Raw genomic sequence first — 11396 nt, 5'->3', positions numbered from 1 at the left:
TCCTCATGCTCAGGACGGTGAACCGGGTGCTGCTCGGGCTTCTCGGCCTCGGACTGTTCGCCCTGGGCGGCGGCGTGCTGCTGGGAGCCCTGGACCTGCAGCGCCACTGGGATTTCGACGTGCCGGGCTGGTGGCCCTTCCGCGGGCCGGACGACGTGGTGCTGGGCACCTGGGGACGCACCCGGTGGCGGGAAGAGGACTGGTGGTGGCCGACCGTCATCGCGGTGCTCGCCGTACTGCTGGCCCTGCTGCTGTGGTGGCTCCTCGCGCAACGCAGACACCGCCTGGACCAGGTCCTCGTCGACAGCGAAGACGGCGCGCCGGCCCGACTCAACGGCGGCACACTGGAGAACGTCATCGAGGAAGAGGCGCAAGCCCTGGACGGGGTCTCGCGGGCCCATGTCCGGCTGACGGGCCGACGTACCGCTCCGACCGCACGCGTGCGGCTGCTGCTGGAGCCTCACGCCGATCCGACAGGGGCACTTGGGCGGCTGAGCCGCGAAACACTCGCCCACGCACGAGACTCGACCGGCCTGGACCGCCTTCCCTCGAAGGTGCGATTCCGGGCAGCCCGCCATCGCGCCGAACGCACCGTCTAGGTGGAGTGATCACGAGCGTTGTTGGCACCGGCCCTTTGCGGCCTTGTGCGCCGGGGCCTCAACGGTTCCTTGCCAGGAGGCATCCCGTCATGCTTCTCTCCCTGACCCTGCTCATCGCCGGAATCGCTCTGATCGCCACAGGTGCGGCCGTCGACGGCATGCGCTACCTGATGTCCATCGGTGTACTGCTTCTGATCGTCGATCTGCTCTACCTGGCGACCCGCTCCATCTGGCGCTCCACCCATCGCCCGGCCCGCTGACCTCGGTGCCAGCCGGTCAGTGGAAGCGGGACTCGCGGCCGTCAACGAGCGGACAGGCATGCTGCCCAGCCTTCCCCCTCATCCTGCTTGTGTGCCCGAGCCGTTGCGGCGGATCCTTCAAAAACCCCGGGCGGATCAGCTTCTGCGGGTCCATGGCACCGTCACCGTCACCGACGCAGAGGCCGCGGATCAGGCGATCCCGGTGTCGCGCACCAGCAGCAGCGCCACGTCGACCACCGCCACGGCGACCGCCGCCGCGAACGCCGCCCGCTCCCAGCGGTGCCCCAGCACCGTCCCCGCCACCGCGACCAGGCCGGCCACCGCGAGCGCCGCCGGTCCCCACCTGCCGGGCGGCCCGGCAGGCCCCAGCACCAGAACCGCGGACGCGGCCACCAGCGGCACCGGCAGCAGCAGCCGGGTGCCGTCCGGGCCCAGCCGATGCGGCCACCCCCGCACCCCCGTCGCCGCATCCCCGCGCATGTCCGGCAGTACGTCACCCAGATGGGCGCCGACCCCCAACAGCGCCCCGGCGGTGACCACCCACCACGCCGGCCATGGCTGCCCCGGCAAGGCGAGCGCGACGAACGCCGGGAGCGCGGCGAAGCCCACCGCGTACGGTGCCCAGGACCACACCGTCGCCTTGAGCCGCAGGTCATAGGCCCACGCCGCCGCCACCCCGGTCAGGTGAACGGCGCCCGCCCGCAGGCCACAGGCGAGCGAGAGCGGCACGCACAACGCCAGCGCGGCATACGCGGCCACCCACACGTCCGTCACGCCGACCGTGCCGTCGACGACGGGTTTGCCGCGGCGGCCGGCCGCGAGGTCCCGGCGCGCGTCGAACGCGTCGTTGCACCAGCCGACGGACAACTGCCCGGTCAGCACGGCGGCGGCGGTCAGGAGGCAACGCGCGGCGCTCTGGCCGGCGGTGACGGCCAGGGCCGCCGTCAGGGCGGTGACCGCCACGACAGGCCCGGGGTGGCACGACCCGGCCAGACCGGCCACCCGGTCGGCCCAACTCGCCGTCGGGCCGTCGGCCGTCGACTGCTCAGGAGTGCCCACCCGCCGATCCTAGGCGCCCGAGCCCCACCCGGCCGGAGCACACGCCCCTCGGGAGGCACGGCCGGACGGGCCATTCATGGTGTCGACGTCCCGGTCCGGGGAACATGTGGGAAGCAACTCACCCGAGTCGGTAACCGGACGGGAACCATATGACGCGGATCGCCGCCGTTCACGGTGCCCTCGCACCGCATCGTCGCACCCAGTCCGAGATCACCGACATGGTCGCCCGCACCTGCCTGCCGGAGGGCACCGACCGACGGGTCCTGGACCGGCTGCACCACAGCACGAAGGTCGGCGCGCGCCACATGACGCTGCCGCTCGAACGGTACGGGGAACTGGACGGATTCGGCGCCGCCAACGACGTCTTCATCGCCGCTGCCACCGACCTGGGCGCCGAGGCCGTCCAAGGCGCACTGGACATGGCGGGCCTGACCGCAGCCGACGTGGACCTGCTGATCTTCACCTCCGTTACCGGCATCGCCACCCCCTCGATCGACGCACGGCTGGTCGGCCGCCTCGGACTGCGGCCGGATGTCAAACGGCTGCCCCTGTTCGGCCTGGGCTGTGCCGGCGGCGCGGCCGGCCTGGCCCGTATGCACGACTACCTGCTGGGCCGGCCCGACCAGGTGGCGGTACTGCTGTCCGTCGAACTGTGCTCGCTCACCTTCCAGCGCGACGACGCCTCCATGGCCAACCTGGTCGCCACCGGGCTGTTCGGCGACGGTGCCGCCGCGGTCGTCGCCTGCGGCGCGAACCGCCCGGGCCGCCCGGACGAGACCGCCGGCCCGACGATCGTGGACACCCGCAGCCACCTGTACCCGGACACCGGCCGCGTCATGGGCTGGGACATCAAGGACTCGGGCTTCCAGGTCGTCCTCGACCCGCGGGTCCCCGATGTCGTACGCCGTTACCTCGCCGACGACGTCGAGGGGTTCCTCGGCGACCACGGGATCAAGCCGAAGGACGTGACCGCCTGGGTGTGCCACCCCGGGGGTCCCAAGGTCCTTCAGGCCGTCACCGAGGCCCTCGACCTGCCCGACGACGCACTCGATGTGACCTGGCGTCACCTGGCCGACGTCGGCAACCTGTCCTCGTCCTCGGTGCTCCACGTACTGCGCGACACCCTGGCCCGACGACGCCCACCGCCGGGCACACCGGGGGTACTGCTGGCCATGGGACCCGGCTTCGCCTGCGAACTCGTCCTGCTGCACTGGTAGTTCGCCCCGACGAAGAACCACGAAGCCACGAAGCCACGAAGAAGCACGAGGGACACAGGGACACATGATCTGGTACGGACTGCTGGTGGCCGGCGTCGCCGCCGAGCGCGTCGCCGAACTCGTCGTCGCCCGCCGCAACGAACGGTGGAGCACCGCCCGCGGCGCGACCGAGACCGGGCAGGGCCACTACCCGGCCATGGTCGCCCTCCACACCGGCCTGCTGGCCGCCTGCCCGGCCGAGGTCTGGCTGGGCGACCGGCCCTTCGTGCCCGTCCTGGCCTGGCCGATGCTGGCTGTGCTCGCGGGCGCCCAGGCGCTGCGGTGGTGGTGCATCCACACCCTGGGGCCCCGGTGGAACACCCGGGTGATCGTCGTACCCGGCCTGCCGCTGGTGGCCCGCGGCCCCTACCGGTGGCGGTGGCTGCGGCACCCGAACTACGTGGCCGTCGTCGCCGAGGGCCTGGCCCTGCCCCTGGTGCACACCGCCTGGATCACCGCGACCGTGTTCACGGTGCTCAACGCCGCCCTGCTCACCGTGCGCATCCGTTGTGAGAACCGGGCGCTGGCCGCCGCGGCCACGCCGACCACGCCGACCACGAACGCTCCGGCGTGATCGACGTACTGGTGGCCGGCGGTGGGCCGGCCGGTCTGGCCGCCGCGATCCACGCCGCGCTCGCCGGCCTGGAGGCCGTCGTCGTCGAACCCCGGACCTCGCCCGTGGACAAAGCCTGCGGAGAAGGCGTCATGCCCGGCGGAGTCGCCGCGCTGAGAGCACTGGGCGTCGAGGCCGGTGGCCGCGAACTGCGCGGCATCCGTTACGTGGACGGTGCAGTCCGCGCCGAAGCGTCCTTCCGCGGTCGCGGCGGGCTGGGGATCCGCCGTACGACGCTGCACGCCGCCCTGCACCAGCGCGCTCTCGGCCTCGGCGTGCGGATGCTGCCGGGCAAGGTCGGCGAGGTGCGCCAGAACGCGGACACGGTCACCGCCGCCGGAACCACAGCCCGTTGGCTGATCGCCGCCGACGGCCTGCACTCCCCGGTGCGCCGCGGCCTGGGACTGGAACTGCCGGGCCGCCCCCACGGCCGCTACGGGCTGCGCAGGCACTACCGCGTCGAACCGTGGACGGACTTCGTGGAGGTCCACTGGTCCCGGCACGGCGAGGCCTATGTGACCCCGGTCGGCGACGACCTGGTGGGCGTCGCGGTCCTCAGCCGCAACCGTCGCGGGTACGACGAGCACCTGGCCGACTTCCCCGCCCTCACCGCCTCGCTGCGCGGCCCGGCCACGACGGAGGTACGCGGCGCCGGACCACTGCGACAGCGGGTACGGCGCAGAGTCGCCGGCCGTGTCCTGCTCGTCGGCGACGCCGCCGGCTACCTGGACGCCCTCACCGGCGAGGGCATCGCCCTCGCGCTGGCGACGGCCGGGGCCGCCGTCCGCTGCCTTGCCGCCGGACGAGCGGACGCGTACGAGCACACCTGGTCCCGGCTGACCCGCCGTCACCGACTGCTGACCGGAGCCCTGCTGGCCGCGAGCCGCCGTCCCGGCACCGCCCGCCTCATCGTCCCCGCAGCCTCCCGGATGCCCCCGGTGTTCTCGGCAGCGGTCCACGCACTGCAGTAACAGCAGGAAGGAGGGACCGGATTCCGCCTCGGTCGGCAGAGCGCGGGGCCGGGCCTCCGTTGTTGGCTGAGACTCGGGACGTTCGTGCGGCCGCTCCCCATTGCCGTGCGTTCCGTGCTGAGCGGCGGATATAAAGACGGACGGCCGGGCGGGCGTTCCGAAGAGGGCCCCGTCGTCGAACGCGTCAGAGGTGGGATCGCGATGTTGTTGTGGAAAATACGCAGATGGGTCACGGTGACCGCCGCGGCCGCTGCGCTCGCCATCGGAGGTGTGACAGCCGCGCACGCCGCGGATCAGCCGGAGGTCACCTACGCGGGGAGCGTGTCGGGCGATCTCGGGATCCTGCAGATCAATGCCCGGTCCGGGGCCGACATCACGGGCATCACGGCACACCTGGTCTCGTACGCGTCGCAGACCGAGGTCGCCGAGATCGGGACCAAGGACTTCCGGCTCTTCTCCGGCACCCGGCAGGACGGCAACTGGCGTACCAAGAAGCCTTTGAAGCTCCCGGAGTTCGGTTCCTACCGCATCGACGTGGAGGTGACGGACGCCGACGGCGGCCATGTGCTGCGTCAGTCCGCGGGAGACTTCGCCTACTTCGTCGTGGCGCAGTTCGGCGCGCTCACCGTCGACCGTACCGCCATCGACCGGGAACACCGTGACGTGCAGGTGGAGGGGACGCTGTACGGGCGATGGCCGACCCGTCAGGTGAAGCCTCTCGTGGCACGTCAGGTCGAGGTCGATGTCGACTACTGGACGCAGACCACTGTGACCACCGACGCCCAGGGTCACTTCACCGCCTCGGTGCGGCTCGACGCGGCCGCACCCATCCAGGCCGTGTTCCGCATGGACGGTGGCACGCCGACGGTGCTTTACGGGGAGTCGGAACCGGTTCAGATCGGTGTCGACCAGATTCCCACCCGTTTCACGTCCACGGTCAGTTCGGCCGACATCGACTTCGGTCAGCCGGTCACGCTGAGCGTCAAGGTCGAGCAGAAGACCGCGGACGGCTGGGTGCCGCTGGCCGGGCGCTCCGGGGGCGTCCTGTTCGGCCCCGACGACGCGCAGACCGACCTCGTGGGCCGTTTCACCACCGCTGACGACGGCACCTTCACGATGGACTACACGCCCTGGCAGGGCGGCTACTTCCAGCTCGCCCTGGACACCTCGGACGACCCGTTCCTCCAGGCCGGCACCGGCACGAGCGACGTCGTCCACGTGCACCGGGGGTCGAAGTTCACCGCCTTCACGGCCGCCCGCTCCGACACGGGACAGGTCCACACCGAGGGCCTCATCGACTTCCCCGACGGGTGGACGCCCGCCTCGATCAACGTCCACATCCAGTACTCGCCCGACGGCGTCAACTGGTCGACGCTCACCACGGTCGAGGCTTCCTGGGGCGGCGACGGCAACGACTTCGCCGCGGACCTCGACCAGAGTGGCGCCGGCTACTACCGGGCCGTCTTCGACGCGGATGACAACTTCCAGTCGGCCACCTCGCAGACGGTCTTCGTGCCGGCGTCCGCCTAGGGCCGATGCCGCTCCCACACGCAGGGCGCTTCAGCCCGGCCCGGCGGTTCGCAGAGCGGGCGAACTGCCGGGCCCGGGCCCCGGGGACCCGGGCCCGGGCAGCGAGCGACACCACGTCGGTGTTCCTCATCCGACGGCCTTGTACCCCTGCCAGCCCGTCGCGATCTTCGTACGGCCGCCGAACGACCCCTTGCCGTCACCACTGTTGCGGTACAGGTTGCCGCTGGTGTCACGCGAGACGAGGTCCGTCCGACCGTCGCCGGTGATGTCCCCGACTCCGACGACCGCATTGCAGGAAGCGCCCCAGTTCGAGAACACCTTCACGCGGGCCCGGAAAGTGCCGCTGCCGGTGCCGTCGTACCGGTACAGGTTGTTCGACGTGTCCTGGGCGAGGAGGTCGCCGATGCCGTCGCCGTTCAGGTCACCGGCCCCGACGACCTTCTTGTACGTCTTCCAGTTGTCGTACAGCTTCACGCGCGCCGACAGCGTGCCCGTACTGGTGCCCTTGTACAGGTAGACCGTGCCGGTCGAGGCGTTGCGGGCGATCAGGTCCGGGCGGCCGTCCTTGGTCACGTCGCCGGGCGCGGTCAGCACGTCGTACTGGTTCCAGCCGGAGGTGCCGAGTGAGGTGTACGGCGTCGAGGGCGTCGCCGCCTTGCCGCAGGAGGGGCGGTAGGCGCGGAGAGCACCGCTGCTCAGCCGGACCAGGACGTCGTTGCACCGGTCGCCGCCGAGGTCGCCGAACGGCACGAACTTCGCGGTGGTCGGCCAGCCGGTACCGGAGACCTGGCTGCCCAGCGTGCCCGTGCCGGTGCCGCGCTGGATGGTGAGGGTGCCGGAGGAGCTGAGGGTGAGGACGTCGCCGACGCCGTCGTTGCCCGCGTAGTCGCGCGGTGCCGCCGCTCCGGCCGTCACCGCGAGGTTGCCGGAGAGGCTGAGGGGGGCGCCCTGGCCGTCGGCGGGTTGGGCGGTGAGCGTCCAGGTGTAGGTGCCGTTGAGGACGAGGCGGCCCGCGGAGTCCTTGCCGTCCCAGGCGGCCGTCAGCAGACCACGGGCGGCGGAGCCGGTCACGGTACGCACGGTGGCGCCGGACGCCTTGTGGCGGACGGTCACCTTCCAGGAGGCGGCGGGCTTCGACAGCCACCAGGTGCCGGACCAGCTCGCGGCCCCGGGGGTGACCGTGGAGTCGATGGCCGACAGTGCGGACGCCGGAACGCCGGTCTTCACGAGGTGGACGCGCTGCTCGTCGTCGGCATAGGCGACACCGCCGCCGAAGCGGTCCCCGGTCCAGGTCGTGCCCACCCCGTCGTTGTCCTTGCCGAGGTCGGTCCAGTCGGCGAGCTTGCGGCTCGCCAGGTCCGTGTAACTACCGCTGGCCGGAAGCCCGTTGTGCAGATCGATGAGCTTCAGACCGCTGCCCGACTGGATGCCGCCGACGCGCTCGACGAGATAGCCGTCACCGAGGAGGACCCTGCCCGACGGGGCGGTGGCGGTGAGCTTGGTCGTACGGTCGTAGACACCCGAGCCCTGGTCGTCGCCCCAGGCGTCCTCGCAGGTCCAGTACACCCAGCGGCCCACGGCCTGGAGGTCCGACGGGGTGCAGCCGTTGCGGGTGGTGAAGGACTCCACGGCGGTGCCGGACGGGAGCCGGGTGGCCGTGACCTTGCCTCCCGTGGCCGCGCCGCTCCACAGGGTGTTGCCCCAGACGGCCGCGGCGACCCGGTCGCGCTTCTGCACGACCTTGCCCGCCGAGCCGTCGGGGAACTCGCTGATGTACTGGGTGCCGGAGGAGGCGCCGTCGACGACCGCGTACCGTCCGGAGAGGTCCTTCAGCCGCGGGCTGTCGTCCCCCGTGTCGAGGGTGGGCCCCCAGCCGGGCATCGGCCGTGGTGAGGATGCCGCTGCCGAGCGCGGGTGGCGCCGCCGGAGCAGTCGCCGTCCCACACAGCGGTGCTGCCCGAGGTGCCCGCGCCCTGGAGGAGGGTGACGTGGGAGTCCTCCTCCGAGTAGAGGGCGACGGTGTCGGACCCGTCCCCGTAGTAGCCGGGCTGGAAGGACGCGGCCTCATGGAAGTAGCCGCTGTCGATGTCGTACCGCACCGGGACGTCCAGCCGCTTCTCCAGTGCGGTTGTGGTGCCGGTGGCGTAGTCCGTCCACAGGAGCCGGTCGTCGCCTTCCTGGGCCCAAAGGAATCCGCTGGTCCCCGCGTTGAGGATTTGGGTGGCCCTGGGGACGGCGCGCGCGGCGGCAGGCAGGACGACCTCGTCGGCCGCGGCTGCCGACGGCGGAGCGGCTGCCGCCGAGGACGGTACAGCGGCGAGCGGAAGGCCGAGACTCAGTGCCGTCGCCAGGACGGCGGCGGTACGTGTCGCCGATGTGCCGAGGCGTGCTGAGCGTGAACCATGAGTCTGTCTGTGTCGGCGTTGGCCGAGTCGTGCCACCGTTCCTCCTGAAAGGCAAGAAGAAGGCATGACGGGACGTACGGCAACGCCTTGGCACTTCCCCCGGCCCCCCGGCCGCTCCCACGCGCGTGACGGGAGCCAAACAGCATGTCCATGACCGCCCGCCGTGACCGCCCGTCGTGACCTGCCGTCCGCGGGAACGCTGCTCACCTGGACGGTGCCGCGAGCTCCCCGGTGCCCAAGTTCAGTCCACCGACGGCGACTTGGCAGGCTGCCGCCTTCGAGGCACACGTAACGTCATTCGGCCCGCCGGGCTCCCGGCGGCTCCGGCATTCTCGTCACCGACCTCGACGGCGGGAACCCGAAGGCAGGAGGCACGAGCGACTGGCCGTCCCGTTCGCCGTCTCCAACCCGCCTGTCAGGTGGCCGCCTTCCCGTTATGGGGCCAAGTACCTTGCAGGACACCGGATATGACAGCGCCGTGACACTTCGACATCGTCCACATCCTGAGATTAGGCGGCTTCGGGCCTCTGCCGCACTGGGCCAGGACTATGCTGCTCCACAAGCGTCCCAGACCCCGGCGACTTGTCGTTTCACGACACAGATGGCTGCGCGGAGCGGACCTTTCGTCCGTCTCCCGACGCATCCCTGGAGAGAACCGGGCGGGCCCCATGTCCTGTTGCGCAGGCCTTCGGACCGGCCGTCGTTCCGCCTCCGCCGTACGTACGCCCCTGCCGGCAGCGCGCCAAGAGGAGCCGGGACTCCAGGCGCCCCCATCTCGCTGCCGGATGGTCTTTGGAACCGAGGCGTCATGCCCCTCCCACGGCTCACCATCCATCGTCATGACCGACGGAAACGGGCACTGATCACCCTGGCTGGTGAGATCGACCTGGAATCGGCACCGCTGGTGTGCGCGGCGCTGGCGCGATGCCTGAGCGACGGCATCCGCGTCGTCGATGTCGACCTCACTGCTGTGACCTTCTGCGACTGCAGCGGCCTCAACGCCTTCCTCTGCGCCGCGCATCGGACCAAGGAGGCCGGCGGGGTCCTGCAACTGCACAACCCGCCACAGTCACTGGGACGGATCCTCGACCTCACCGGCTGCGGGTTCCTGCTCCTCGGCCTTCCGCTCGGGCATCTGCCACCGTCTCTCGGGGACGTCCCCGACCCGCTCGCTCCAGCCCTGCCGGACCGGAGTGTTCCGCTGGTGACTGCCCTCTCGGGCGATGTGCGGTGAAGGCCCGGCCCGGCCCGGACAGGAGCAGCCGCACGAGCCGCATGCGGGCGAGTCGTCCGCCCTGGACACCCTGAACGCCCTGGACGCGGTGCGGTTGCGCCGCGTGAACCGCTGGCTGGCGCAGGACCTGTGCGAACAGCTGGCGGATCTGTACGTCGACTCCCGAGAGACGTCCGCCGCTGAGGCGTACCGCAGTCGCAGCCGCCAGGACTTCCTGAACCGTCTCACCGGCGACATCCGGCGGTCGGGGTTCGCCATGGTGATCGCGGAGACGGACCACCTGGCGGGATGCGCCTTCGGGTTCCCGGTGGCCAGTGACGGCAGCTGGTGGCTCGGGTTCGACGGAGCGCTGCCGCAGGGCATCGAGCAGCTCACCGCGTCCGGCGGCGTCTTCGCGATCACCGGCATCCTGGTCCGGCCACACCCGCGGGACCAGGACGTCGCCCGCCATGTGCAGGAGCGGCTGCTGAGCGGCCACCAGGCGTCCCTCGGCGCCACCTTGGTGGATCCGGGCGATCACCTGACCCTCGCGTCGCTCCGCTCCTGGGGATGGCTGGACCTGGGAGAGGTGTGGCGGCCGACGGGCCCAACCATGTTCCGTGCGCTGGTGTTCCCTCTCGGGGAACGCACCACGGCGCGGCTGGAGAGCCTGGCCCACGACGCCTGGACGCGGCGGCCCGGATGAGGGCCGACAGCCGGTCGGCCCGCATCCAGGTGCTGGTCGCCGAGCAGGCGGCCCGACGCGGCGCCCCGGTCGGTGTGGTGGACGTGTGCGCCGCCGCCGTGGCCGCGTTGCCGGTCGGCGGAGCCGGGGTGTCGGCGATGTCCAGGACCACCGCGAGCCATCCGCTGTGCAGCACCGACGACATCAGCGAGCAGTTGGAGGAGCTCCAGCTCACCCTGGGCGAGGGCCCCTGCGTGGACGCCTTCGCCCACGGCTCGGCCGTCCTGTCCCCCGATCTGCTGACCGGCGGCCTGCAGGACCGCTGGCCCGTGTTCGTGGACGCGGCCTTGGCAGCCGGGGCACGCGCCGTCTTCGCACTCCCCCTGCAGATCGGGGCGATCAGCCCGGGAGTCCTCGACCTGTACGCCGATGTGCAGACCGTGCTGGACGCGGAAGAGCTGGCCGACGCGCTGGCGTTCGCCGATCTCGCGACGCTGCTCCTGCTCGACGCGCGGATCGACGAGACGGGCGGGCAGGCCGGCGCACCGTCACGGGACCACGGCTTCGAGGACCTCGGCGGATGCCGGGCGGAGATCGACCAGGCCACCGGCATCCTCACCGTCCAGCTCGAAGTCGGCATCGACGAAGCCTTCGTCCGGCTCCGCGCCTACGCCTGTACGCAAGGGCGCCGGCTCGCCGACGTGGCCGCCGACGTGGTGGCCCACCGACTCCGCTTCTCCCCGGACAGCGAACCGAAACGGACCGACAACGGCGACTGACCCATCGGCTCAAGCCGACGAACGTG

General features: G+C 71.6%; 12 protein-coding genes. 9 read left to right on the top strand and 3 right to left on the bottom strand.

What is annotated here, in order from left to right:
* Positions 1-5 precede the first annotated feature (5 nt).
* Both amaP and D1369_RS43000 read left to right on the top strand, forming a co-directional pair.
* Entirely contained in the window at positions 6-599 is a 594-nt protein-coding gene (gene amaP / locus D1369_RS19120) for an alkaline shock response membrane anchor protein AmaP (protein ID WP_007383506.1), read from the top strand.
* An 89-nt stretch (positions 600-688) separates the two neighbouring features.
* Positions 689-859: a hypothetical protein gene (locus D1369_RS43000; protein ID WP_162951022.1), complete on the top strand. Its 171-nt coding sequence runs from the start codon at positions 689-691 to the stop codon at positions 857-859.
* A gap of 189 nt (positions 860-1048) precedes the next feature.
* Here D1369_RS43000 and D1369_RS19115 read toward each other — a convergent pair whose 3' ends face one another.
* On the bottom strand, positions 1049-1918 hold the full coding sequence (locus D1369_RS19115) for a UbiA family prenyltransferase (RefSeq protein WP_118082531.1): 870 nt from the start codon (positions 1916-1918) through the stop codon (positions 1049-1051).
* A gap of 149 nt (positions 1919-2067) precedes the next feature.
* Here D1369_RS19115 and D1369_RS19110 point away from each other — a divergent pair, with 149 nt between their 5' ends.
* The 4 genes from D1369_RS19110 to D1369_RS19095 all read left to right on the top strand — a co-directional run bounded on the left by D1369_RS19110 (position 2068) and on the right by D1369_RS19095 (position 6288).
* Positions 2068-3135 carry a 3-oxoacyl-[acyl-carrier-protein] synthase III C-terminal domain-containing protein gene (locus D1369_RS19110; RefSeq protein WP_007383509.1) on the top strand — a complete coding sequence of 356 codons (1068 nt, stop codon included), beginning with the start codon at positions 2068-2070 and terminating at the stop codon, positions 3133-3135.
* Positions 3136-3199: 64 nt separating this feature from the next.
* The gene (locus tag D1369_RS19105; RefSeq protein WP_037900863.1) at positions 3200-3748 is read left to right on the top strand and encodes an isoprenylcysteine carboxyl methyltransferase family protein; all 549 of its coding nucleotides are present in this window, start codon (positions 3200-3202) and stop codon (positions 3746-3748) included.
* Positions 3745-4758 (top strand): FAD-dependent monooxygenase, encoded by a 1014-nt coding sequence (locus D1369_RS19100; RefSeq protein ID WP_007383511.1) that lies wholly within the window; start codon positions 3745-3747, stop codon positions 4756-4758. The genes D1369_RS19105 and D1369_RS19100 overlap by 4 nt, the downstream gene beginning before the upstream one ends.
* 270 nt (positions 4759-5028) lie before the next feature.
* On the top strand, positions 5029-6288 hold the full coding sequence (locus D1369_RS19095) for a hypothetical protein (RefSeq protein WP_240436084.1): 1260 nt from the start codon (positions 5029-5031) through the stop codon (positions 6286-6288).
* 126 nt (positions 6289-6414) lie between these two features.
* On the opposite strand, the gene D1369_RS19090 is transcribed toward D1369_RS19095, so the two are convergent.
* On the bottom strand, positions 6415-8169 hold the full coding sequence (locus D1369_RS19090; RefSeq protein WP_050789735.1) for an FG-GAP-like repeat-containing protein: 1755 nt from the start codon (positions 8167-8169) through the stop codon (positions 6415-6417).
* On the bottom strand, positions 8118-8729 hold the full coding sequence (locus D1369_RS43905; RefSeq protein ID WP_037900866.1) for a hypothetical protein: 612 nt from the start codon (positions 8727-8729) through the stop codon (positions 8118-8120). Before D1369_RS43905 ends, D1369_RS19090 begins: the two co-directional genes overlap by 52 nt.
* Before the next feature lie 772 nt (positions 8730-9501).
* On the opposite strand from D1369_RS43905, the gene D1369_RS19085 reads away from it, so the two are divergent.
* The 3 genes from D1369_RS19085 to D1369_RS19075 are packed head-to-tail and all read left to right on the top strand — an operon-like array spanning position 9502 to position 11370.
* Positions 9502-9927: an STAS domain-containing protein gene (locus D1369_RS19085; RefSeq protein WP_007383515.1), complete on the top strand. Its 426-nt coding sequence runs from the start codon at positions 9502-9504 to the stop codon at positions 9925-9927.
* Positions 9917-10612: a hypothetical protein gene (locus D1369_RS19080; protein WP_007383516.1), complete on the top strand. Its 696-nt coding sequence runs from the start codon at positions 9917-9919 to the stop codon at positions 10610-10612. The genes D1369_RS19085 and D1369_RS19080 overlap by 11 nt, the downstream gene beginning before the upstream one ends.
* A complete protein-coding gene (locus D1369_RS19075; RefSeq protein WP_037900869.1) occupies positions 10609-11370 on the top strand; it encodes an ANTAR domain-containing protein in 762 nt (253 codons plus the stop codon). Before D1369_RS19080 ends, D1369_RS19075 begins: the two co-directional genes overlap by 4 nt.
* Positions 11371-11396: the final 26 nt, after the last annotated feature.

It is taken from the genome of Streptomyces sp. CC0208 (assembly GCF_003443735.1).
In the GTDB taxonomy this organism is placed as follows: Bacteria; Actinomycetota; Actinomycetes; order Streptomycetales; family Streptomycetaceae; genus Streptomyces; species Streptomyces sviceus.
The sequence above is the reverse complement of the archived record's forward strand: the minus strand, read 5'-3'. Positions and strand labels throughout refer to the sequence as shown.